The sequence below is a fragment of the Porphyromonas somerae genome (genome assembly GCF_022845615.1).
GTDB lineage: Bacteria > Bacteroidota > Bacteroidia > Bacteroidales > Porphyromonadaceae > Porphyromonas_A > Porphyromonas_A somerae.
Genome location: NZ_AP025559.1, coordinates 1,668,652 through 1,692,674 on the forward strand (window position 1 = coordinate 1,668,652; position 24,023 = coordinate 1,692,674).

Annotated in this window: 20 protein-coding genes; all 20 read left to right on the forward strand. The window is 48.7% G+C overall.

Features of this window, described 5'->3' with window-relative positions; all coding sequences use genetic code 11:
• Positions 1-328 precede the first annotated feature (328 nt).
• The 20 genes from rplU to MWL85_RS07295 all read left to right on the forward strand — a co-directional run bounded on the left by rplU (position 329) and on the right by MWL85_RS07295 (position 24,016).
• On the forward strand, positions 329-646 hold the full coding sequence (gene rplU, locus MWL85_RS07195) for a 50S ribosomal protein L21 (protein WP_018027723.1): 318 nt from the start codon (positions 329-331) through the stop codon (positions 644-646).
• A 25-nt stretch (positions 647-671) separates the two neighbouring features.
• Positions 672-923: a 50S ribosomal protein L27 gene (rpmA, locus tag MWL85_RS07200; RefSeq protein WP_018027722.1), complete on the forward strand. Its 252-nt coding sequence runs from the start codon at positions 672-674 to the stop codon at positions 921-923.
• An 18-nt stretch (positions 924-941) separates the two neighbouring features.
• A complete protein-coding gene (locus MWL85_RS07205) occupies positions 942-1,547 on the forward strand; it encodes a C40 family peptidase (RefSeq protein WP_244400215.1) in 606 nt (201 codons plus the stop codon).
• Between the two features lie 6 nt (positions 1,548-1,553).
• Entirely contained in the window at positions 1,554-2,900 is a 1,347-nt protein-coding gene (locus MWL85_RS07210; protein ID WP_244400216.1) for an ATP-dependent DNA helicase, read from the forward strand.
• Positions 2,890-3,567 (forward strand): inorganic diphosphatase, encoded by a 678-nt coding sequence (locus tag MWL85_RS07215; protein WP_244400217.1) that lies wholly within the window; start codon positions 2,890-2,892, stop codon positions 3,565-3,567. Before MWL85_RS07210 ends, MWL85_RS07215 begins: the two co-directional genes overlap by 11 nt.
• Entirely contained in the window at positions 3,546-4,307 is a 762-nt protein-coding gene (locus tag MWL85_RS07220) for an RNA methyltransferase (protein ID WP_244400218.1), read from the forward strand. The genes MWL85_RS07215 and MWL85_RS07220 overlap by 22 nt, the downstream gene beginning before the upstream one ends.
• A gap of 3 nt (positions 4,308-4,310) precedes the next feature.
• Complete coding sequence (locus tag MWL85_RS07225; protein WP_244400219.1) at positions 4,311-4,967, forward strand: peptidylprolyl isomerase; 657 nt, start codon at positions 4,311-4,313, stop codon at positions 4,965-4,967.
• 4 nt (positions 4,968-4,971) lie between these two features.
• Positions 4,972-6,036, forward strand: coding sequence for an acyltransferase family protein (locus tag MWL85_RS07230; RefSeq protein ID WP_244400220.1), 1,065 nt, complete (start codon positions 4,972-4,974; stop codon positions 6,034-6,036).
• A gap of 74 nt (positions 6,037-6,110) precedes the next feature.
• Complete coding sequence (locus tag MWL85_RS07235; protein WP_244400221.1) at positions 6,111-7,538, forward strand: DUF3078 domain-containing protein; 1,428 nt, start codon at positions 6,111-6,113, stop codon at positions 7,536-7,538.
• An 11-nt stretch (positions 7,539-7,549) separates the two neighbouring features.
• Positions 7,550-8,899, forward strand: coding sequence for a methyltransferase RsmF C-terminal domain-like protein (locus MWL85_RS07240; protein ID WP_244400222.1), 1,350 nt, complete (start codon positions 7,550-7,552; stop codon positions 8,897-8,899).
• The gene (locus MWL85_RS07245) at positions 8,896-10,050 is read left to right on the forward strand and encodes a lipoprotein N-acyltransferase Lnb domain-containing protein (RefSeq protein WP_244400223.1); all 1,155 of its coding nucleotides are present in this window, start codon (positions 8,896-8,898) and stop codon (positions 10,048-10,050) included. Before MWL85_RS07240 ends, MWL85_RS07245 begins: the two co-directional genes overlap by 4 nt.
• The gene (locus tag MWL85_RS07250; protein ID WP_244400224.1) at positions 10,043-11,599 is read left to right on the forward strand and encodes an alkaline phosphatase family protein; all 1,557 of its coding nucleotides are present in this window, start codon (positions 10,043-10,045) and stop codon (positions 11,597-11,599) included. Before MWL85_RS07245 ends, MWL85_RS07250 begins: the two co-directional genes overlap by 8 nt.
• A gap of 43 nt (positions 11,600-11,642) precedes the next feature.
• A complete protein-coding gene (gene secA / locus MWL85_RS07255) occupies positions 11,643-14,975 on the forward strand; it encodes a preprotein translocase subunit SecA (RefSeq protein WP_244400225.1) in 3,333 nt (1,110 codons plus the stop codon).
• A 14-nt stretch (positions 14,976-14,989) separates the two neighbouring features.
• Entirely contained in the window at positions 14,990-15,874 is an 885-nt protein-coding gene (locus MWL85_RS07260; RefSeq protein ID WP_244400226.1) for a YicC/YloC family endoribonuclease, read from the forward strand.
• A 30-nt stretch (positions 15,875-15,904) separates the two neighbouring features.
• Entirely contained in the window at positions 15,905-17,080 is a 1,176-nt protein-coding gene (gene gmk, locus MWL85_RS11595; RefSeq protein ID WP_317221517.1) for a guanylate kinase, read from the forward strand.
• A 634-nt stretch (positions 17,081-17,714) separates the two neighbouring features.
• Positions 17,715-20,246 carry an SUMF1/EgtB/PvdO family nonheme iron enzyme gene (locus MWL85_RS07275; RefSeq protein ID WP_244400227.1) on the forward strand — a complete coding sequence of 844 codons (2,532 nt, stop codon included), beginning with the start codon at positions 17,715-17,717 and terminating at the stop codon, positions 20,244-20,246.
• Between the two features lie 13 nt (positions 20,247-20,259).
• Positions 20,260-21,231, forward strand: a complete 972-nt coding sequence (locus MWL85_RS07280) for an alpha/beta hydrolase (protein ID WP_244400228.1) — start codon at positions 20,260-20,262, stop codon at positions 21,229-21,231.
• A gap of 6 nt (positions 21,232-21,237) precedes the next feature.
• Positions 21,238-21,873: a DUF3575 domain-containing protein gene (locus MWL85_RS07285; protein WP_244400229.1), complete on the forward strand. Its 636-nt coding sequence runs from the start codon at positions 21,238-21,240 to the stop codon at positions 21,871-21,873.
• Entirely contained in the window at positions 21,867-22,811 is a 945-nt protein-coding gene (locus tag MWL85_RS07290) for a DUF5119 domain-containing protein (RefSeq protein ID WP_244400230.1), read from the forward strand. Before MWL85_RS07285 ends, MWL85_RS07290 begins: the two co-directional genes overlap by 7 nt.
• Before the next feature lie 38 nt (positions 22,812-22,849).
• Positions 22,850-24,016, forward strand: a complete 1,167-nt coding sequence (locus MWL85_RS07295; RefSeq protein ID WP_244400231.1) for a fimbrillin family protein — start codon at positions 22,850-22,852, stop codon at positions 24,014-24,016.
• Positions 24,017-24,023: the final 7 nt, after the last annotated feature.

The window sequence follows — 24,023 nt, forward strand, 5'->3', positions numbered from 1 at the left end:
GTCTAACAGCCGATCATAGATTATCACAGATCCCCCCTAATCACCCTAGCTCCACCCTCGACAGGGTCAAGGCTCCTTCTAACCTGCCGCAAATAGAGTTCATAACCAATGCTTGCCATGAGGACTCTGCACTATAAAGACAACCTTATCTCTACACTAACGGCCACTTGGGGGTTATACATATATATAATGTGTGGGACGAGAAATATTTGTGTGGGGAATTATTTTTTGGTACCTTTGCGGGAGTTATTCCGTGTTGGGTCTTGTAAGCGGTGCTGAAAGGTGGCACACACCCACTGGGTATCATATAAAAATCGGATTTTAGATTATGTACGGGATCGTAGAGATTCAAGGACAGCAATTCAAGGTAGAGAAGGATCAGAGGCTATTTGTGCATCACATTAAGGATGTTGCCGAGGGTGATTCTCTAGAATTTGAAAAGGTACTGCTCCTCGACCAAGATGGTGAGGTGCGTGTAGGTGCTCCAACAGTGGAGGGTGCTAAGGTAGTTTGCGAAGTGATTCGCCCACTAGTAAAGGGTAAGAAGGTACTTGTTTTCCACAAGAAGCGTAGGAAAGGGTATCGCAAGCTGAACGGTCACAGACAGCAGTTTACCCAGCTTAGCGTGAAGGAGATTGTAGGATAATCACAAAGGAAGAAAGGAAAGAGAAATGGCACATAAAAAAGGTGTAGGTAGCTCTAAGAACGGACGCGAGTCGGAAAGCAAACGACTTGGCGTGAAGAAGTTTGGCGGTGAGTTTGTAAAGGCTGGCAATATCATCGTTCGCCAGCGTGGCACAAAGCATCACCCAGGTACTAACGTAGGAATGGGTAAGGACCACACACTTTATGCTCTTGTAGATGGCAAGGTGGTCTTTACTACTCACAAGGGAGATAGGTCTAAAGTCTCTATTGAGGCTTAACCCCCTTTAACTCAGAGTGTGAGGGTGATCTTGAATCACCACATAGGCCATAAGTGGCTAAGAATATGGTTGGCGGTGCTACTCATCATGGCGATGGGAAGCACCTCCTGCCGTACTTATAGAGAGCCAGTGAGGAGGGTGCTTCTTCCCTCTGGCACCATTTCGAGGGAGATCTACCCAATGGAGACACAGGAGCTCGCCTCGGAACTATCTAAAGACCTAAAGATCAACATTGAGCTACCGGAGGATAATTTGGAGCTCTACAGCTTTGCCGATGAGTGGAAGGGGACTCCCTACCGCTTTGGAGGCACCACGAGGAAAGGGACCGACTGCAGTGGCTTTGTCTGGCAACTCTATAAGGCGGTCTATAATAAGGACCTTGGGCGTCACTCTTCTGCCACACTGATGGCCAATAGTCGGAGGGTGGATAAGCGTCACTTGAATGAGGGGGACTTGGTCTTTTTCAATATCAATAACCGTCGCGGTGGTAGAGCGAGCCATGTGGGGGTCTACCTAAAGAATGATCTATTTGTGCACGCGACGACCAAGCAGGGTGTGATCATCAGCAGTCTCAACGAACCATACTACAGACGCACCTATATTGGGGGAGGCCGGGTGCTGTAACCAGCTATGAGGGAGAGTGCAAAGAAGCCGACAGGGGAGCAGAGTGAAGTACTTACCGAAGCGGTGAGCTATCTATCGGCTTCAGATCATAGCACTCTTTTGCTTGAGGGATCGGCAGGTACTGGTAAGACCACTTTGATTGCCTGGATCGTCGAAGCGCTTCAATCGAAGCTTAAAGCGGCAACGGGAAAAAGCTACAAGGCGATCATGACTGCCCCGACCAATAAAGCGGTGGAGGTGCTTAGGGAGAAGGGAGTTACTAGCAAAGCGACCTACACAGACTACTGCACACTCCACTCGGCACTTCGCCTTCGTTATTCTATCGACGAGAAGAGTGGTGCGGAGATCTTTACTCCTGATAAAAGCAATAGGGAAAATAAGCTTGGTGGTGCCACTATCTTGGTGGTGGATGAGGCATCAATGATCGGGGCTGACCTACTCCAATATGTAGAAGAGCGAATAGAAGAGGAGCGCCACCTCAAAGTAATCTTCATAGGGGATATCAAGCAGCTACCGCCTGTGAATGAGGATACCTCTCCAGTTTTCACCAAAGGTTATTTCCGGCTTTCTCTGAAGGAGATCATACGCCAGGCGGCTGAAAACCCAATTATACCTCTCTCCAACGATATCTACCAGCTAAATAACTTTCAGGACCATGTGAATGCGGAGGGTCTGGGTTATTCTTATACCAAGGATCGGTCGGCGATTATCCGCCACTTTGCGAGGCATCGTGACGACTTGGGGATACGCTATCTAGGGTATACCAACGCCTGCGTTAATGCCTTTAATGAGGAGGTGAGGAAAGAGATTTTTCACCAGCCCAGTAAGATAGAAATAGGCGAAACGATTATTTTTGACCGCCCTTATGAGGTGGTGGAAACGGACGACTTCGGAGATCCCTATAAATACGTCTATACCAATAATCAAGAGGTGTTGGTGGAGAATATAGAGGTATGCGATGAGGAGATAGATATCCCATGGGATAAGAATGGAGGCAAACAAAAGGTTCGACTAAAGTACTATGTGGTGAATGATAGCTTTCCGATTCTGCATGAGGAGAGTGAATTTGTATTTGCCGACCTAATGGAGACATTGCGCCGAAAGGCTATCAACAAAGATTTTTACTGGCGCGACCTCTATGCGATAAGGAATGCCTTTGTCGCCTTCAAGCATCGGTACGCCCTTACGGTTCACAAGGCGCAGGGCTCTACTTACAGGGAGGTTTTTCTAGATTATGATGACATGATGCGCAACAATAGTATTTTGGAGCGAGAAAAGCTATTATATACAGCGATTACTAGAGCATCTAAGCATCTCACTATTTGGACTTCAAGGCTAAGAGATGGAAGGTAGGGAGATAAAACTGGTGCTATTTGATATGGATGGGGTGTTGTTTGATACAATGCCCTATCACGTGCGAAGCTGGAAGCAGGTTTCGGACGAGTATGGGATGGAGGCGGAGCAGGACGAGTTTTACCTCTATGAGGGGATGCGTGGGGTAGATACGATCGATAAGATCTACCGGAGGACGTTCCAAAAATCGGCCAGCCCTGAACTAATTCAGGAGATCTATCAGCGTAAGACGGCCCTCTTTAATGGAGAGGACTTTGAGCTAAAACTGATTCCGCACACACGGGAGGTGATGCAATACTTTCAGGAGAAGGGGGTGGAAATGGCAGTGGTAACAGGGAGCACGCAAGGGAATGCTTACCCTCGGATCGCTAAAAACTATGCGGAGTATATCCATCAAGACCACATCATCACGGCGGAGAGTGTGCGAAATGGGAAGCCCCACCCCGACCCTTATCTGATGGGAATGGAGCTATTTGGAGCGAAGCCTGAGCATACTATCGTGATTGAAAATGCCCCTCTTGGGGTGAAGAGTGGCCATGATGCAGGTGCCTATGTACTGGCAGTTACGACGGGTCCGATTGGGGAGTACATCATGAGGGAGCAAGGGGCAGATAGGGTCTTCTGTGATATGAAAGCACTACTGGTATGGTGTCGTGCCAATCTGTAAAAAGGCTCTCGGAGCGTGAGCGGAAGGTGATCGCCTCTCTCAAGTATGCTAAGTACAGAGCGGAGGAGGGGCTTTTCGTGGCGGAGGGGATGAAGAGTGTAGAGCTACTTTTGCCACAATTTAGGCTAAAGTGGTTGCTATTTTGTGGCGAGGAGGTACCCTTTGACGCCCCTGAAGAGTGCTGTCGGCTCTGCACACCACAAGAACTAAAGAAGCTATCGACACTCCAAAGTAGGCAAGAGCTGATGGCGGTATTTCACCGCCCGGAAGTGCCTGTGCTCCCTGAGGAGGTTCGAGGTTTGGCAGTGGCGCTTGAGGAGGTTCAGGATCCTGGCAACCTCGGCACCATCATTCGTCTTTGCGACTGGCTAGGCATTCAGCACCTCTTTTGCAGCAAGGGGTGTGCCGACCCGTTTAATACTAAGACGGTGCAGGCTAGTATGGGGGCTCTGGGGAATGTGACCATTCACGAGGAGGTGGATTTGCTCCATTATCTGCCCCTCCACTTTGATATAATTATGGCAACGGCAATGAAGGGGGTGGACTATCGCAAGGCCTCGGTGGGGAAGAGTGATCGGGCGGTGCTACTTCTGGGCAATGAGGGGAGAGGGCTTTCGGAGGAGTTGCTACAGATCGCCACAACTTGTCTCACCATACCGAGTGCTCCCTCTGCTGTGAGTGACTCGCTCAATGTATCTATTAGTGCAGCTATTTTACTTTCCAATCTTATAAAACAGTAGACTATGTTCCGTCGACTTCTTTTATTCACCATGCTACTATTTTCGCTCGGTGCCATGGCACAGGAGCAGGAGTATCAAGTGGAATTCAAGACCAATGTGGGTAAGTTCACAGTAAAACTCTACAATGAAACGCCTCGCCATCGAGACAACTTCCTTGCTCTGGTGAGGGAAGGGGCCTACGACAATCTCCTTTTCCATAGAGTGATTAAAAATTTTATGGTGCAAGCTGGTGGGGATGCTCGGGAGCCCTACAAAAAGAGATATGAAGCACTCAAGGCAAGGCACTCGGAGATGATACCGGCGGAGATAAGATACCCTCAGCTATACCACAAGAGGGGAGCACTTGCAGCCGCTCGAATTGGGGATGAGGAGAATCCCGACAAGGCGAGCGACCCGATAGAGTTTTATATCGTGATTGGGGAATTTTACCTTGAGAAGGAGCTGAAAGCTTACGAAACAGAGGAGCGTGGTGAGATGCCTGCTGAGGTGAAGCAACGATATATGACGGAAGGGGGCACCCCGCATCTGGACAATGAATATACGGTCTTCGGCGAACTGGTGGACGGCTTTAAGACCATTGATAAAATACAAAATAGAGAGACTGGAGAGAATAATCGCCCCCTTAAGGAGGTCTACATCATCTGCGCCAAAATCCTGTAACACAATGAAAATAACTGACGCCATAAAAGTCCTCCGCTTTCCACTAGCTGTGCTAGTGGTTTACATACACTATGCTCCTTTCCAGCGTGTAGATTTATGGGCATTAACAGCAGTGGACAGGCCCATTACAACTACTCTCTATACTCTATTTAGCTTTTTAGTTGGCTCAGTGGCTGTACCAATCTTTGTAGCGATATCGGGCTATCTTTATTTCATTAAAATAGGGAATAACTTTAGTCGTGCACAGTATATTAAGCAAAGCCGAAAAAGGGTTTACACATTAGCTATCCCCTACCTCGGATGGATTGCTATTACTTGGATTGCTGGAATTATCTATAATCTGATAAAATACGACACGACCTTTACGCAACTTCTATCAGAAACTTGGCAAAACCTCTACTATATTCTTTGGGCTGGACCGCTATACTTCCCTTTTTACTTTATTCGCGACTTGATCGTGCTGTCGTTGCTTGCCCCATTGTGGCATTGGCTCATAAAGCATACCTCATGGGTATGGCTCGTAGCATCGCTACTATTATACTTCAGCCCTATAGAATTATTTACAGGGTTATCAACCCGACTACTCTTTTATTATTCTTTAGGTGCTTTTTTCGGTATTAAAGGTTATAAAGAGCTAACTATTAGTCGCCCATTAGGTTTCATTTCAATACTAGTCACTATGGTGGCTGCTAGCGTCTACATAATAAAGCCTGTCGCGAGTGCTTGGCATACCCCCTCATTAAAGTTATTTGAAATAGCACTTATAGTGGTACTCCTATTTGGCTTACAAGGAACCGACACTACAAAGCCACCCTTTGCTTGGTGTAAAAAGATGGGCATCTACTCATTTTTCATATACTCTACACATCAAATTTACATCATTAACTTTGCGAGAGGATTTCAGGAAAGAATCCTCACCCACTTTCCTGCACCCCTTGATGACTTACTTAATGTAGTGACTTATATCACTTTCCCTCAAGCTACAGTGGCGATCCTCGTGGTAGCATATAAGATATGGGCTAAGGTGGCACCTCGTTCCCTATCTCTTCTACTGGGTGGTCGAATCTAAAATTTTGCCAACTGAGTAGAGCTTGGTATCTTTGTGATAGTTACATTATCAATCAGTACAAGCAGATATTATATATGAAGATTCTAAGGAAGCTCTTTAGAGCCGCAACATTTATAGGAGTGGGAGTATTGGGTGCATCTCAGCTCTCGGCGCAGGACTTTGCAACCACTCCCGACTTTCTCACCAATATTCTACTCAATGATACCCTGGGGGGTCAACTTAGTTCTGAAGCAAAGAGGATTATTGGTCGCCCATTTGCTCCTGAGAAGCAGACAATTTCTCGTGATCAGCAACGTCTGATGGCTTTTCTGAATGCCCCACGAGTGATGGACGCACACTCCTTTAGCTCGCTATCGATCAATTGGCCAAAGCCACTTGACGTATCTATGGGCAAGGGGGGTATCTGGGATAATATCATTAAAGATAACTTTAGCCAGCAGGCAGAGAATAGTCGCTTCTACAAGCTCTCGCAAAACTGGCATAAAGCTCAGATGCTGAAGGAGCAAGCGATGCTTAGAAACCCAAGGCTGATACAGTTGTCTATCAATGACCTTCCTGAAGCAATAAAGGCAACGGAGATTCAATCGGATGGTTACCAAGGTCAGCTCGCCTACAATGAAGCCCCTCAAATCAATGTAGAGAATAATAATATCATCACTGAAAAGGTGGCACGGAAGTATTGGTGGCATAACTTTGAAGGAAGTGCTCAATTTGCCCAAAACCAAGTCTCAAAAAACTGGCATAAGGGTGGACACAATAGCCTCAATGTCAATGCTAGGCTTTACTACAAAGCCACCTACGAAAAGAATATCGTGAAGTGGGTCAATGAGCTTGAATACCGCATTGGTCTCTTCACCAATGATATTGGTACGGATGAGAAACTTCAGCTCAAAATAGGGGAGGATATATTCCGAGCCTACACCAACCTTGGTGTTAAAGCCTTTGACCACTGGTACTATACGGTATCGGCTCAGCTTCGAAGCCAGGCTCTCAAAAACGTTGATGCAAACGGGACTGTGATCACACGTCCATTTGCACCAATCAGCATCGATGGTGGTCTCGGTATGAAGTACGACCTAGACCTAAAGAAGTTTAGAGGGAACCCTTTTGCAAGGTTTAGATTTAGTGCCAACATCGCTCCAGTCGGTATGGACTTTGTATACACTTACAGCGATGATATTGACAAGGGGCGTATCGGTCTCCAGCCCGATCAGAAGTATCGTTTCCGCTACGGCTCATCAGTACGATTGGACCTCAATTGGGACTTTTCGTCGTCGCTTAACTGGACGTCACGACTATTCTATAACACTTCCTACAAGCACGTGGAAATGGAGTTTGACAACACCCTTAGCTACTCATTCAATCAGTTCTTTAGCCTAAGGATGACCCTCAATACGCGCTTTGATGATAGCGTGATACTACCAGCCGGTGATGTAAAGAACTTCAAAAACCTTCTGCAGTACAATGAGCTACTCAGCATAGGATTTGCTTACAAGATCTAAGCCAACTCTCTATGCTTACGCTACCGGAGGGCTTTGAAAAGCGTTTTGCCAAACAGTTTGGTGCGGAGGTACTTTCCCAATTGAGCCAAGCACTAACTACTCCATTGGCATCCTCTATCCGGCTCCACCCTGCTAAGAGCTTTCGGAGTAGCTTGCGTACTGTGCCTTGGTGTTCGTTGGGCCGGTATGTTGATGCTGCCGTCCTTTTTGGAGCTGATCCACTTTGGCATGCCGGAGCGTACTATGTACAGGAAGCTTCGTCGATGGTTTTGGCTCAGTTCATCCAGCAACTTCGCCTTGCCCCATCACGGGCTATTGACTTGTGTGCTGCACCTGGGGGCAAAAGCAGTCTGCTAAGGAGCTACCTCCCTACCGACACGCTACTCTTTTCGAATGAGATAGAGGCCAAGCGTGCTCAGATACTTCTTGAAAACCTTACCCGCTATGGCCTGGAGGAGACCATCGTTACCTCGGCTTCTCCACAAAAGCTGAGAGCTACGGGGCTAACGGCCGACCTGATACTGGTGGATGCTCCTTGCTCGGGTGAAGGAATGTTTAGAAAGGAGCCAGCAGCTCTTGAGAATTGGTCAGAAGCCAATATCTCGCTATGCACGCTTAGGCAACGAGAGATCCTAGACGAGGCGTGGATGATGCTGGAAGAGGGAGGCCACCTGATATATAGCACCTGCACCTACAACAGGGAAGAAAATGAGGAGCAACTCCACTACCTCCAAAGCAAATATCCACTCAAGTTGCTACGCATTGACCTTCCAACGGAATGGGGTATTTGGGAGCGAGAGGAGGGCGTTTATAGCCTGATGCCACATCGTGTCGAGGGGGAAGGGCTAACTATTTTTGCCGTAGAGAAGTGCGGAGGGGATACCACCCCAAAAGCAGGTAAACCTCAAACAACCTCTACTACTCCTCCATTGCTTGCCTCGCTATTTGAGAGAGAAAATCTATATGAGCACCGCGGTACGTGGTATTATCTGAGTAAAGCTGGGCAAGAGGTATTATCATTGCTCAAAGGGGTACAAGTACTCACGGCAGGCGTGCCACTTGGTACGCAAAAGGGCAAAGACTTTCTCCCAGCACACGGCTGGGCGAGCAGTGCACCATTGGCAACTAAAGCCCCCTTTCCAAGATATGAAGCGACCGATGTGGAGGTGCTTCAATTTCTAAAGCGGGAGGTACTCAATATTGAGAGTGAGCGTGGCATCAATCTCCTCACCTATCAAGGTATACCACTTGGCTTTATCAAGCAGGTGGGGAATAGAGCTAATAACCTTTATCCACGGCACTTGGCTCTCCGCAATAGCTCATTAACCACAAAAGACATTCCCAATTGGATAACCTTATGATAAAGAAATACCTACTACTCATCACTCTACTCCTGGGCTTGTCTAATGCCCATGCAGAAGCGCCTCGGATCAGTCTGCTCACTTGCGGACCTACCGACGAGTATGTGTTTTATCTTTATGGGCACACTGCCCTACGCGTACAGTACGGAGATACCGACTTGGTATATAATTATGGCTACTTCTCGCTAGAGCAGAAAAACTTCCTTATCAACTTTATGATTGGTAAGCCGATGTACTCACTAGGGGTGACCACATTCCAAGACTTTCTTTGGGAGTACTCGGCACAAGGAAGAGAGGTAGTAGAGCAAGAGCTTGCCCTCACAGATGAGGAAGCAACATTACTTTCGGACAAGCTCAATTGGAATGCACTGCCGGAGAATAGAGACTATCAGTACAATTTCTACTTTGATAATTGTGCCACCCGCCCTAGGGATATGATTGAAGAGGCGGTAGGTGGACTAAGGTACGACTTCCCCTTAGATCAGCTTCCTACATTTAGAGAGGCGATTAGGGGGAAAAGCCACACTGCCGTTTGGTATACTCTAGGAGCCGATATCTGCCTTGGCTGGAAAAGCGACCGCCAGATGAGTATTAGAGATGCCGGCTTTTTACCAGAGTTATTGGCCCAAGAGATGGACACCGCACGGCGTGTTGACACTGGCGAACTTTTGGTGACCAAAAAGACTACTTGGGTGCCACAGACGCGGGTCATCAATAACCCAGTGGAGAAGTGCCATTTCCCGCTCATTGTCTTTCTTTTAATTGGGCTCTACCTCTACCTACTCAAGTGGGGCAAATGGGATAAAGCACGCGTCGTCAGTGAGAAGGTGTTATATGCACTTCTGGCTATTGGTGGAGTGACCGTTTGGTTTTTAGCCCTCTTTTCTGAGCACCCACATACTTGGCCCAATGCCAATATGCTATTCCTGCATCCCTTTTGGCTATGGTTGGTATTCACCCATGGCAGGAAAAACTGTCATAGTTCCAATAAGTGGCTCTATTTTTGTAACTTTGTAGCCATAGCTCTCTACCTCCTATCAAGTACCTTCCAAAGGCTACCAATAGACCTTCCAGTACTGGCATTGGTAGTGGCGTGGAATCAGATAGATAGATGGAGAGCCTACAGAAATGAGGCACGTACAGATGAATAAGTTACTTACAGGGCTAGTCTCGCTCTTTACCCTTTGTCAGGTGGGTGTGCTTCAAGCACAGACCCCCCGATTGGTGCTACTCATCACCGTGGAGGAGCTCCGAAGCGACCTACTGGAGGAGCTCTCTAAGGAGATGCCCCACGATGGGGTTAATCGTTTGCTCGCCAAAGGAAGAGTCTACAGCGAAGTTCAATCCCCTCTACTGAGTGCTGATGCGACCGCCTCTGAGGCTATCATCCACACTGGAGCACTTGCTTCGGCTTCTGGCATTTCTGAGCGACAGCCAACCCTGAAGGAGCGAAGTGGGAGGAGAGTCCCAACTAACTCCATCTTTCAAGACAAGAACTACCTAGGGTATGCCACTTCTGGCAACTATTCGCCCTTGGCCCTCACCTCACCTACTCTCGGGGATAATCTCAAAAGCGCCTATAGCTCTAAATCGCTTGTCTATAGCATTGCTCCTCAGGCAGAGGAGGCAATTATCGGGGCTGGTATCTATGGAGATGCTGCGTACTGGATTGATGGGTACTCTGCAAGATGGGCTAGTAGCACCTACTACTCAAGGGAGTTCCCTTGGTATATTGATAAAACCAACTCTGGCACTTCATCTCTGCCATCACGGCTTAGCAGTGGGATAACGTGGCAACCTCTATCGACCCAATCCCGTATTCCCACTACCAGTTCCTTTAACCATAGTTTCCGCAAGACGACAAGCGACATTGCGGACTTTAAGGATAGCCCACTCGTCAATGACGAAGTGGTTTCCCTTGCCCGCAAACTCTTTGAAAGCACTCAGCTAGGCAAAGACGAGACGCCCGACCTTCTTTCGCTACACCTCACGGTAGGCAATGCTAATAAAGCAGCTCAAGGTCTCTCAAGAGAGACTATTGAGAGCTACTTCCGACTGGATCGGACGATTGCTTCGTTGCTACAATTAGTTGATGCCAAGTCCACCCTTGTTATCCTGACAGGGAATGGCATGTCGAGAGACTATCCTCCTACTGTTATAGACGATCGCAGGCTATTCAAGCCCGATCGTTGCCTAGCACTAGTCAATATGTACCTGCATGCTGAGTATGGGGTGCAAGGACTAGTGGAGGAGATCACCCCTACTGGGGCGGTCTATCTCAATAGAGAAATCATCAAAAGCAATCCAAAGCTTCACCTCAAGGAGATCCAAAGTGCCGTTAGTGACTTTCTGCTAGAGTTTAGTGGCATCTCATATGCCATTGAGGAGCATCGGTTGCGAGATCAAGCGATTGCCAATAGCGACAATGCTACTTGGCTCACGGCACTCAATAGTGCCACCAATGCCAATCGACCAGATGTGGTCTTCGGTCTGCTTCCCAGTTGGACAGCCCAAGACCTATCTACCGAAAGAGGAGTCGCGAAGTACCGAATGACGGCGACCCCTACCACCACTGTAATTATGTACCCCAGCGTTGAGGCTGAAAAGATAGATACCCCGCTCGATCTCAGAGAAGTCTCTACCAAGATTGCGTGGATTCTCCGAATCAGGCCACCCACGCCACGCTCTATATTGAGATAGCGATAACCGACAGAATTAAAGATAATAGACAACAACGATATATATGGGATTTTTAGACTTTATTACCAAGATATTTGGCAACAAATCACAGCGAGACCTCAAAGAGATTACTCCGATAGTAGATAAAATTAAGGAGCAGTACGAGCAGGTGAAAGTGCTATCTCACGATCAACTTCGTGAGCGTACGGCACAAATTCGCCAAAGCATCCAAGATGAGGTGAAGCCAGAGCGTCAGCAGATCCAAGAGCTTAAAAAAGGGATTGATGAGCTGGACCTCTCGGAGCGTGAAGCTGCATGGGAGCAGATTGATAAGCTCGAGGAGACGATCCTCGACAAGATGGAAGGGAAGCTCAATGAGGTACTCCCCGAGGTCTTTGCCATTGTCAAGAGTACGGCACAGCGTTTTGCCGACAACGAGGAGATGACGGTCACCGCGACACAGTTTGACCGCGACCTCTCCGTCAATCATGACTTCGTACACATAGAAGGCGATAAGGCGATCTACAAGAATGAGTGGATGGCAGGAGGTAACCTCACCAAGTGGGATATGGTTCACTACGATGTGCAGCTCATAGGAGGTGTGGTGTTGCACCAAGGTAAGATTGCCGAGATGGCAACTGGAGAGGGAAAGACCTTAGTGGCCACTCTTCCTGTATTCCTCAATGCCCTTACTGGCAACGGAGTTCACGTGGTGACCGTCAACGACTACCTCTCCAAGCGTGACGCCGAGTGGATGGGACCTATCTATATGTTCCATGGCATCAGCGTAGATTGTATCGATAAGTATCAGCCCAATTCACCTGAGCGCCTTCGTGCCTACAATTGTGATATCACCTTCGGTACCAACAATGAATTTGGCTTCGACTACCTTCGTGATAATATGGCTCGCACCCCTGCCGATCTCGTGCAGCGGAAGCACAATTACGCCATTGTCGACGAGGTCGACTCAGTGCTTATTGACGATGCTCGTACCCCACTTATCATCTCTGGTCCAGTAGAGAGCAAGGGCGATCAGATGTTTGAGGAGTTCAGAGGCGATGTGGAGTTGGTAGTCAATGCACAGAAAACCCTTGCCAGCCGTCTGCTCACCGAGGCACGCAAGCAAATTGCCAGCGAAGATAAGAAGGAGCGTGAAGAGGGATTCCTCAAGCTCTATCGTAGCTTTAAGGGACTACCCAAAAACAAAGCCCTCATCAAGTACCTCAGCGAGGAGGGCATCAAGGCAGGTATGCTAGATACCGAGGCGATCTATATGGCCGACAACAACCGCCAAATGCACATCGTCACCGATGACCTTTACTTCGTGATTGATGAGAAGAATAATCAGATAGAGCTTACCGATAAGGGTATTGATCTTCTTTCGGGTAAAAACGAAGACCCAACCTTCTTTGTCCTACCAGATATTGCTTCTCAATTGTCGGCCCTAGAGAATGAATCCCTCACAGAGGCTGAAAAGAGTGAGAAGAAAGACCAGCTCCTCACCGATTACTCTATCAAGAGTGAGCGTGTACACACCGTGCAGCAGCTACTGAAGGCCTACACCCTCTTTGAGCGTGACGACCAATATGTGGTGATGGATAATAAGGTGATGATTGTGGATGAGCAGACAGGCCGTATCATGGATGGTCGCCGCTACTCCGATGGGCTCCACCAAGCTATTGAGGCAAAGGAGCATGTAAAGGTGGAGGCAGCCTCTCAGACCAAGGCAACCATCACACTTCAAAACTACTTCCGTATGTACCACAAGCTGGCAGGTATGACAGGTACCGCCGAGACTGAGGCAAAGGAGTTTTGGGATATCTACAAACTAGATGTGGTGGTGATCCCAACCAATAGACCTATTGCTCGTATCGATGAGAACGACCGTATCTACAAGACCGCTCGAGCAAAGTATGCCGCTATTATCGATGAGATTGAGCGACTAATCAGCGAGGGACGTCCAGTCCTTGTTGGTACTACCTCCGTCGAGACCTCCGAGTTGCTCAGCAAGATGCTCACACTCCGTAAGATTCCTCACCAAGTCCTCAATGCCAAGCTCCACCAAAAGGAGGCAGAGATTGTGGCAGAGGCGGGTAAGAAGAGTACCGTCACCATCGCCACCAACATGGCGGGTCGTGGTACCGATATCAAGCTCTCCCCTGAGGTGAAAGAGGCTGGTGGTCTCGCCATTATCGGCACCGAGCGCCACGAGAGTCGTCGTGTAGATAGACAGCTACGTGGTCGTGCTGGTCGTCAGGGCGACCCTGGTTCGTCAGTTTTCTTCATCTCCTTTGAGGATAAGTTGATGCGTCTATTTGGTTCTGATAGAATGGCTAGGATCCTTTCTACTATGGGACTTAAGGATGACGATATGCTAGAGAGCAAGCAACTATCCAAGCAGGTAGAGAACGCACAGAAGAAAGTAGAGGAGAATAACTACGGAGTCCGTAAGCATCTGCTTGACTACGACGACGTAAAGAATGCACAGCGTAAGGTCATCTACACCCGTCGTAATCACGCTCTGATGGGCGAGCGTATTGGCTTAGACGTACTCAACACCCTTACCCAGACGGCAGAAAGCCTTACTGATGGTGCTCCAGATATACCTTTTGAAGAGTTTAAGCAAAGTGTCTTCAAGGCCTTCTCCACCGAGCTACCTATCACCGAGGAGCAGTACAGGCGTAGTAATCCAGACCAGTTGGTAGATGCCATCATGGAGGAGGTGATTGCCAACCTCAAGCGTCGCTCGGAACGTATGGCCGAAGTGACCTATCCTGTACTCAAAGCCTTCTACGATCAGCACGGTGATAATGTAGAGCGCATTGCAATACCAGTGACCGACGGCCGACTGGGGTACAACGTAGTTACCAACCTCAAGGAGGCGGTAGAGACCGAGGGCAAGAGTGTTGCCAAAGCATTCCAAAAGACCATTCTTCTCTACACCATTGATGAGGCATGGGAGCGTCACCTACTCGCCATGGACGAGCTACAGAATGCGGTTCGCAACGTTTCTTACGAAAATAAAGACCCACTAGTTATCTTCAAGGTAGAGGCTTACGAATTATTCCGCTCTATGGTGATAGAGATGAATCAAAAAGCCTCTGAGATCATCATGCGTGGTCACGTCAATATCGCTCCGCAGCAAGAGGATGAGCAGCGTAGAGTAGAAGTGCGTGAGCAGCGTGAAGACCCACTAGCCAATAGTCGCAGACGCTATCAAGAGCAAAAGGACGACTACGAGGCAGCACAGCAAGCACGCTATGAGGCGGGTCAAGCCGCAAGCCAACAACCTCAAAAGCAGCAGCCATATATTGCGGAGCAAAAGATTGGTCGCAACGATCCATGCCCTTGTGGAAGTGGAAAGAAGTTCAAGAATTGTCACGGCCGCAACCTTTAATAGATAGATAAGCTATGATACATTCCATGACAGGCTTCGGAAAGGCCGAAGCCTCCACCTCCAATCAGAAGATCGTCGTAGAGATTAGATCTATCAATAGCAAGCAGGCCGATATCAGTCTCCGCTTTCCTCAGGAGATACGCCATATAGAGCTAGCAGCACGCAAGAGAGTTATCCAAAAGCTACAGCGTGGCAAGATTGATATCTTCATTAGCCTTGAGCAGCTACATACGGAGCCCAGCCTACAGCTCAATAGCGAGTTGGGTCAGAAGTACTGGCAACTACTTAAGGAGTTTAGCGAGGAGACCGCCATTCCACTGCCTACCGACCCCATGCGTATGGTACTCAATATGCCAGGGGTGATGAATACCGAGAGCTCCACCTCCGAAAAAGAGACTGAAGACCTCGAGAATATCACCATGCAGGCAGTTGAGGAAGCATGTGATAAGCTCAATGAATTTAGACTACAAGAGGGCAAGTCGCTCTACGATGGCTTCATGAAGAATGCCAAGACCATCGCACAGCTCCTTGATAGTGTAGATCCATACGAAGCTGAGCGAATTACCGAGATTCGGCAAAGGATAGAAGAGGGGCTAAGCAAGTATGTTGATATCGAGTACGACCGCTCTCGCTTGGAGCAAGAGATGATCTACTACATTGAGAAACTAGATGTGAATGAGGAGAAAAATAGGCTTCGCAACCACATCAAGTACTTCATCGAGACCCTCGATCACGAGGAGGTAGGTCAGGGACGCAAGCTCGGCTTTATCGCACAAGAGATGGGCCGAGAGATCAATACCCTAGGCTCCAAGAGCAACCACGCCACACTCCAACAGATTGTGGTTAAGATGAAAGATGAATTAGAGCAGATCAAGGAACAAGTCCTCAATGTACTCTAACAATCGACACTATACCTATTATATAGCACTATGTCTGGTAAACTGATCATATTCTCCGCCCCTAGTGGCTCAGGGAAGAGTACCATCATCGACCAATTGACCAGCAAGCACGGTCTCCGTGGACACTTCTCCATATCAGCAACCTCCAGAGCCCCTCGTGGAGAGGAGCAAGATGGTATTCACTACCACTTCCTCTCCACAGAGGAGTTTAAGCAACGCATCGACCTAGGAGACTTCCTCGAGTACGAGGAGGTTTACGAAGGTTGCTTTTACGGAACGCTTAGAAGCGAGATAGATGATACCCTCGCACGAGGTGAGACCGCACTGCTAGATATCGACGTCAAAGGGGCACTCAATATCAAGAAAGCTTACGGTGACCAAGCGCTCACCCTATTCATACAGCCTCCAAGTATCGATACCCTTCGGCAACGATTGGAATCGCGTGGCACCGACTCTCCCGAGAAGATAGCAGAGCGACTAGCCAAGGCAGAGACCGAACTGAGCTATGCCCCACTCTTTGATCGCAAAATCATCAATGACCAGCTGGACGTAGCGTGCCACGAAGCAGCAGAGATCATTCAGCGGTTTATTGAGGAGGAGAGGCGAGTACTACTTTTCCCTGGTTCATTCAATCCTATGCACGTCGGGCACCTCTCACTCGCCAATTATTTGGTAGAGAAGTACTCCGATCGCTTCGATGAAGTGTGGCTACTCCTAACACCCGCCAGCCCCTTTAAGGAAGATCGCACACAGCTCCCCACTCCGTTTAGGGCAGAGTGGATTCAGCACCTGATCCAGCATTACCCCAAGCTACGCTTGTCACAAGAAGAGGAAGAACTCACCCCGCCCTACTACACCATCAATACCATACGGCATCTCAAGGGAAAGTATCCAAAGACCTCCTTTACCCTCCTAATCGGTGGCGATAGCCTCCTCACCCTTCCCAAGTGGCACAAGGCAGAAGAGCTTCTCCAAGAGATCCCCATCATCGCCTACCCACGCCCAGAATACAGCGTAGAAGAGGCTCCTCGGAAGGTAAACGAAAAAGTAGAAGTCCTCAAAGAGGTCCCTACCTTTCATATCTCCAGCACCCGAATCCGTCGGATGCTACTAGAGGGCAAGGCACTCCCCTACCTCCTCGCCACAGAGCTCACCCACCCCCTCTACCGAGAGCTCCACTTCCAGCTCCTCCAGCTACAGCATTAAGTTAAAAGAGCCCCCAGCCATTGAAGTGTGGCTGGGGACTCTTTTTTTTATGAGGACATTACGAGAAGGCGATCTACTCTACTGTTTATGGTGGTATAGATTTGTTCGACCCACTAAGGTCATAGGCTTGTGGAAATGGCTTTCACGATCGCCCAGTCAATCAGGGATAACGCCCCTCTCTAAGTCCTCAAAAAAACCTCCATGCTAGTAGGGTAAAAGTTGAGATGCAACTAAGCAATCGGCGAGTTGCAACTAAGCATTTGCCGAGATGCAACTAAGCATTTGCTTAGTTGCATCTCGGCTGATGCCTTTATATAGCACTGAACTCTAATCGGTTATAAAAGGGGGTACCGTGACCTTTTTTAGACAGCTTTTCACCATATCTCACAGCTTGAAATTTCAGAGAGGGAGAAATGGTTATTTTAATATGTTAGCCTGCCCACGATGTGTTAAAAGCTTGCAAATGCGGTGGTTATTTGGTAAGTTTGTAGAGCATTTGGTAAAGTTGTGCCCCTAATCCTTGCCTTTATTGCAATAGTAAGCTAGCGATTTGCCACTATGCTCACCATTCATATACATAATGCTCTCCCTTAGAGAGAGAGGGGTGCTTAAATATCAACATAAATAGAAGTCAATGTACAGAATCATCGCCATTCGCACTTATCTCGTGGTAGGACTCCTATCGGTGCTATCGTGGGTGGGGTGTCAGCGACAGAGGGAAATAGATGAGCCTGAGGCTCGTAGTGAGATACAGTTTCATGCCTTTGTCAATCAGCAATTGAAAGGAGCCGACGAGACCCTCTCTACATTAGCAAAAAGTGGCTTTAATATCCGATCTTACGGACAGGGACAGCTCTATTTCGAGGATCGAGTGACTGCCGCAGATCCCAGTGCTGGCACTGGCATTTGGAATACTACGAGCACCCATATATGGCCAAGCTATGAACTGGACTTTATTGGGTACAATGGCTTAGGCGACTATGGCACACTCGACCTAGAAGCTACAAACAAGAGCATTAAGCTAATCACCCCTGAGCAGGTGGAGAAGCAGGTAGATCTCCTCGTAGCACGTACCAAGGGGCGAGTAGCTGAGCACGGTACAGATGGAGTACCGCTTTACTTTAAGCATCTCCTCTCACAGCTCTCTGTGCAGGCGAAGAATAGCAATGAAGCCTACAAGGTCGAGGTAGCTGGCGTAAAGATCGCACGCATACGATCTCAAGCTACTTTGACTCTTCCTACCGAGATAAAGCTCAGCGAGGAGCTCACTAGCTACACAGATTTAAGCACTCCTAAGAGCTTCGGACTAGCTACTCCCGAGGTGATTACACTTGGGGAGACTCCTCAGTGGATTGGCAATAGTGCCAAGGGCAACTTTATGCTCATTCCGCAGCCGATTACGGCGTGGAATAGAGCAGAGCAAGCTGGGGGAGCGACAGACAACGAAGGCACCTATCTCGGACTATTGCTTAGGATCACCACGCCTGCAGGGGCTCAATACTATCCACTCGAGGAGGGAAAGTATGCCTATGCTGCGGTACCTCTCTCCCTGCCTGAAGGGTTGAAGCCTGGGATGCACTATATGGCGACACTAGACTTTAGTAAGGGAGCAGGCTATCAAGAGCCACAGCTTGGCAAGGGTGTTCCTACCGACTTGCCTGCAGGCGTAGAGGTAAGCACTCGGCCGTGGGGCGGAATGGAGAAGCCAGGCAAGCCGATACTTGGTGGAGCGATTGGATTTGAGATATCACTGGAGCCTTGGAAAGAGAAGGGCATTGACCTTCAGCTGGAAGCTGATCAACGAAAGCCTATCACAATGCAGTATGGTAGCTTACGGATGGAATTCTCCATCCCAAAGGAGGCTACCGAACTAAAGGAGAGCGATATTCCAGAGGTGAAAATGCCTGGACGGAAGTTCATCAGATGGGAAGACGGCAAGGGACAGGCGATAACATTCCCCTACCCTCTAACCAATGACTTTGTACTCACGGCCAAATTGGAGTCGTACTATGCAACGCTAGTCTTGCCACGAAACTTCCAATTCAAGAGCGATCAATGGAACATTAATAAGGTATTAGAGCTGACCGAAGAGGGTTGCTTGCCAGAGCTACCTGAATTAGAGCCAGTGAATGGTGCTACCCTTAACCCTCAAGATCCTTGGGGCTTTGTAGGGTGGACCAAGGATGCCTACCCGACCATCGATTCGGAAGTGGTATCCATGGAGACCATTTTTGATAGTGATGTAGAGCTGCATGCCATTCTCACCTCAGGAGTATTTTCTAATACTACCGGCAGTGAACTCTTCTATGTCCCCGGTACTGGTGGAACTCGCCCAGAGTACTTTACCTTCAAAGGAGGCGTCAACACCGCACGAAGCACTCTGAGATCAACGCCAGAGGGGATCAAGATACAAAATCTCTACGTGGCAAAGCACCCAATTACTCAGGCAGAGTATCAGCAGGTGATGGGCAGTAACCCCTCCTACTTCACCGACCCAGACCGATCCCGTTTTGCTGGCAATAACTTTAAGGGAGTCATTCGTGCCAATGCTGGTGAAAGACCTGTAGAATCGGTCACTTGGATGGACGCCATACATTTCTGCAATCAACTGAGCAAAAAGGATGGCTTAACCCCCGTCTACACCATCACGGGTGACACCCCCGAGCAGGTGACACGCGACCCCAATGCCAATGGCTACCGCCTCCCCACCGAGGCAGAGTGGATATGGATAGCCACAGCAGCAAGTGGAGCCAACGACACAAATATAGCCCAAAAGAGCAATATTGGACTTGTTCGCTTTGGCAACTTTGCTTGGTTTAGAGATAATGCGATGCTGGGAGCTCAGGCCAACCTCAATCCTAAGGTTTGGCAAGCATTTACCAATCCTGAATATGGCACTAAACCTGTAGGAGGCAAGAAGCCTAATGAGCTGGGCATCTACGACATGAGTGGCAATGTATGGGAATGGGTGGAAGACTGGTACGGAGAGCGCACCTACGAGCGTGACAATGGTCCAGCGAGTGGTACCTATAAGGTACTGAAGGGCGGAAGCTTCCACGCTAGGAAGGAATTCTTAAAAGTGGATTACCGTAAAAAGCACCTACCTGATCGGACCAATAAATTGATCGGCTTCCGAATCGTCCGTAATGTAAAGACAACCAACTAAGTAAGCGAAACCTATGAGATCCAATATAATAACAACCCTACTCCTCTTTACACTCCTAATAATAGGAGGCTCCAGACCTCTATATGGGCAGGAGCTACAGGAGAATTGGTGGAGCAATGGCAAGTATGCAATAGAGGATGTCGCCGATCCAGTCTACTCTTTTGACGAAGAATATATGAAAGATGTCCCCAACATCTATCTACCGATAGGCAAAACGGGCAAGCTCCCCGTAGTCATAGTGGTACATGGTTGGGCAGCATACAAAGAGCAGATGCACGACACTGCACAATTACTCGCCTCGCACGGCATGCTCGTGCTGGTTTATACCGCCATGGATCAGAATCAGCCTTTTCAATGGTTGGACGGCATCATCGCTGCCTACACGCTACTCGAGGGAGAGAATCGGCGCCCTGGTTCCAAGATACATAATAGGGTCGACTTCCAGAGAATTGGACTACTCGGACACTCAATGGGTGGAACGGGGGTACTCTTTTCGGCAGCCATGGAGAAGCCCAATGGACTGCGGGGAAAGATCAAGACCGTAGTGAGCTTGATGCCCTATCACGGCACCACCAACTTCATATCCGATGCGGTGGCTGGAGGAAAGGATAAGCTAGGGTGCGACGTTTCTGCTACTCCCAATGCTACACTCATCATCTCTGGAGAAGTAGATGAAGTCAATGAGCCCATTGGTGGCTATGAGTTTTATCAGACACTTACGCAAAACAAACGGGTATTCTTTTCCATGAAGGGGACACACCACAATGATTGGCGAAATAAAGAGGGCAAAGAGTCTGAGAATTATCCTATCGTGATGCCTGTAGTCTCCTCATGGATGCTTGCCTACCTCTGTGGGGAAAGGCAATATGAAAGCTTCTTCAAGGAGGGAGGGCTTTACTTTGAGAAGTGGATACGCCCCACCCTCAAAGGAAATGTAAAAGTAGGTAGAGGGGAATTCCCAGCGTTTGAGATAAAGGAACCTTAAAAAGGAATGAAGAAAAATAGGAGACATCATAGTGTAGTGCATTGCCTATGGCTGGCAATGCTACTGCTGTGTGCAAAGCCACTTATGGCACAGCAGGCACAGGGAGTAGAGCCACAACGGGCTCCCTCTGAGGTGCGACGAAGCTGGCTATCTGTGCGGAGCAATACTTTGGCCGATATAGCAATGGTACCCAATTTGGGCTTAGAGGCATTTATAGGAGAGCACTGGAGCTGGGAGCTCTCTGGCTATGGAGCGTGGTGGTCAAAGCCCAAAGCCAACTTCTTCTGGCGGTTGAAAGGCTTGGAGAGCGAGGTCAAGTATTGGCTCGGGCAGAGGGAGCAAGGGGGCAAGGGACATCACGTTGGGCTCTATGGGCAGCTCTTTGATTACGACTTTCAAATGGGAGGAAGAGGAGTGCTCGGCGATCGCACGCATTTTGGTCTAGGTGTGGCGTATGGCTATGCTTGGAGTCTCAGCAAGCAGTGGACCCTAGAAGGGACCATAGGCATAGGCTATCTGCATGGTACTTTCAAGCAGTATGGAAAGCAGACAAATGGTTGCTTTCCGTGGGTGGCAACGAAGCAGCTGGACTTCGTAGGCCCTACTAAGATTTCACTCTCAATCGTCTATAGGTTATGGTAAAAGGACTAAAATATATCTTGTTGCTCTTACTACCACTTCTCTTTGTCCAATGCCAGCACAAGGAGCTCTGCTACTCCCAGGCGGTTGAGGTAGAAGTCCGTTTCGATTGGTCACAAGTACCCGAGCCACATGTGGCAGGTATGACCACCTATTTCTATCCTCTGGATAATGGGAGTGCACCAGTGCGACGAGACTTTAAAGACAAGGCGGGAGGAATCGCTACCGTGCGCGACGGACGCTATAGAGTGGTCGGCTTCAACAACACCTCTAGCATCCTACAGCATAGAGGCGAAGATCACTATGAGACGATAGAGAGCTTCACTCGTAATTGTAGCCCGCTTTCGGGTGCCCTTCTCTCCCTGAGGGCACCATCGTGGGATGCGGGGAAGGACTTCCGATTACAGCCTGAGCCTTTCTATGCAGGACGAGTAAAGGAGACAAAGATTGTACCACAAGCCGATGCCACCTCACGGCAAGTGGTGACGATAGTGATGGAGCCATGCTATCGAGAGGTGCAGATTCGGCTCACCAATGTACAGGGCTTGCAGGCGGTTCAGGGTATCTCGGCAGGCTTTGGAGGCGTGGCACCAAGCTACTTCATAGGCCTAGATAAGTGGCACGAAGGGAGTGCCTACCACCCAATAGCTATGAAGTGGAAGGGGCAGGAGGTAGAAGGCAATATGATCACCTATGGATTGCTCCCAAAAGCAAAGGGCGGGCAACAAGAGCTCATCCTCTATGTGGTGATGGCTGATGGCAAGGGCTACACTTATACCTTTGATGTCACCGAGCAAGTGGAGAAGCAAAAGGGGAAGGCATTGGTTGATATAAAGCTAGACGAGGAATTGCCCCTACCTCGAATAGACGAATCGGCCCGCAGCGGTCTAAGCATTACTGTGGAGAGTTGGAGGAAAGTCTACCTGAATATCAAGATGTAAAGGCAATAAAATAATAACTACATAAGGAGAAAGAAAAGATGAAAAAAGTAACGACATGGGCAGCACTGGCAATAGCCTCAGCGATGGCTTTGGCTTCCTGTAGCAAAGTAACAGACATTGCAGAGCCAGCAAGAGAGCAGGGGCAGATTGGGTTTACTCCCTTTATCGCAAATAGCCTCCGTGCTGCGGAGATGGATATAGCTACTCTCAAGGGTACAGGTTTTACCGTATCGGCTTATGGTAATGGAGCAGCTTACTTTGAAGGAAAGGCCGTGATGCCTGAGACCACTGGCGACCTTTGGGCACCCCAAGGAGGAGATATCCCTTGGCCAAGCTTTGAACTCGATTTTATCGCTTATGCCAACCTTGGTGAGTACGCAACAGCAACCATCGCCCAGACTGGCTCGAAGCTAGAATTGACCACCCCAACGGAGGTCGCAAAGCAGGTGGACGTCATCGTGGCTCGTGCCAAAGGCAATGGTGCCGATCACGCAACGACTGGCGTGCCACTCAATTTCAAGCACGTGCTCTCACAAATAGAGGTAAAGGCGGTGAATAGTAATGCCAATTCAGACTACAAGATCAAGGTGGCTGGAGTGAAGATTGGTCGCATCGTGAAGAAAGCCACCTTTGCCTATCCTGCAGATACCAAGAGCTCAACCACACTAAGTGGCTATACCCTTGGCACCGAAAAAGAGACCTTTGCCGATGCCATGACAGAAGCTAAGGAATTATCTGCTACCGCAGTTTCTCTGATGGGTAAGGATGGTAACTTTATGCTGATCCCACAAACGATGACCAAGTGGGATGCCACAACGCACCAAGGGAGTGGCACCGATAATAATGGCGTCTATCTCTCAGTACTCCTCAACATTACGAATAAAGAGGGCGTAGCTATCTACCCAACCGATGGCAAGTATGCTTGGGCAGCTACTCCTTTGGAGATCGCAGGAGGTCTTGAAGCAGGGAAAAAGTATGTGATCACACTTGACTTCAAGGATGGTGCAGGCTACCAAGATCCAGAGGCCAATAAGCCAGCAGGCTTTACCACAGCGACTGGAGTGGAGATTTCTAGCGATCCAGTGAAGCCAGCAATGCCAAAGCCAGGCACCCCTATCCTCACCAATCAACACATTAAGTTCACAGTACAGATAGAGGATTGGCAAGATAGTGATGCGAATACTATTAATATGCCCAACGCATAACAACACA

Excerpts from the sequence above, each read along its gene's own strand:
- rplU (WP_018027723.1), top strand. The coding sequence starts at position 329 with ATGTACGGGATCGTAGAGATTCAAGGACAGCAATTCAAGGTAGAGAAG.
- rpmA (WP_018027722.1), top strand. The coding sequence starts at position 672 with ATGGCACATAAAAAAGGTGTAGGTAGCTCTAAGAACGGACGCGAGTCG.
- MWL85_RS07210 (WP_244400216.1), top strand. The coding sequence starts at position 1,554 with ATGAGGGAGAGTGCAAAGAAGCCGACAGGGGAGCAGAGTGAAGTACTT.
- MWL85_RS07215 (WP_244400217.1), top strand. The coding sequence starts at position 2,890 with ATGGAAGGTAGGGAGATAAAACTGGTGCTATTTGATATGGATGGGGTG.
- MWL85_RS07220 (WP_244400218.1), top strand. The coding sequence starts at position 3,546 with ATGGTGTCGTGCCAATCTGTAAAAAGGCTCTCGGAGCGTGAGCGGAAG.
- MWL85_RS07225 (WP_244400219.1), top strand. The coding sequence starts at position 4,311 with ATGTTCCGTCGACTTCTTTTATTCACCATGCTACTATTTTCGCTCGGT.
- MWL85_RS07230 (WP_244400220.1), top strand. The coding sequence starts at position 4,972 with ATGAAAATAACTGACGCCATAAAAGTCCTCCGCTTTCCACTAGCTGTG.
- MWL85_RS07235 (WP_244400221.1), top strand. The coding sequence starts at position 6,111 with ATGAAGATTCTAAGGAAGCTCTTTAGAGCCGCAACATTTATAGGAGTG.
- MWL85_RS07240 (WP_244400222.1), top strand. The coding sequence starts at position 7,550 with ATGCTTACGCTACCGGAGGGCTTTGAAAAGCGTTTTGCCAAACAGTTT.
- MWL85_RS07245 (WP_244400223.1), top strand. The coding sequence starts at position 8,896 with ATGATAAAGAAATACCTACTACTCATCACTCTACTCCTGGGCTTGTCT.
- MWL85_RS07250 (WP_244400224.1), top strand. The coding sequence starts at position 10,043 with ATGAATAAGTTACTTACAGGGCTAGTCTCGCTCTTTACCCTTTGTCAG.
- secA (WP_244400225.1), top strand. The coding sequence starts at position 11,643 with ATGGGATTTTTAGACTTTATTACCAAGATATTTGGCAACAAATCACAG.
- MWL85_RS07260 (WP_244400226.1), top strand. The coding sequence starts at position 14,990 with ATGATACATTCCATGACAGGCTTCGGAAAGGCCGAAGCCTCCACCTCC.
- gmk (WP_317221517.1), top strand. The coding sequence starts at position 15,905 with ATGTCTGGTAAACTGATCATATTCTCCGCCCCTAGTGGCTCAGGGAAG.
- MWL85_RS07275 (WP_244400227.1), top strand. The coding sequence starts at position 17,715 with ATGTACAGAATCATCGCCATTCGCACTTATCTCGTGGTAGGACTCCTA.
- MWL85_RS07280 (WP_244400228.1), top strand. The coding sequence starts at position 20,260 with ATGAGATCCAATATAATAACAACCCTACTCCTCTTTACACTCCTAATA.
- MWL85_RS07285 (WP_244400229.1), top strand. The coding sequence starts at position 21,238 with ATGAAGAAAAATAGGAGACATCATAGTGTAGTGCATTGCCTATGGCTG.
- MWL85_RS07290 (WP_244400230.1), top strand. The coding sequence starts at position 21,867 with ATGGTAAAAGGACTAAAATATATCTTGTTGCTCTTACTACCACTTCTC.
- MWL85_RS07295 (WP_244400231.1), top strand. The coding sequence starts at position 22,850 with ATGAAAAAAGTAACGACATGGGCAGCACTGGCAATAGCCTCAGCGATG.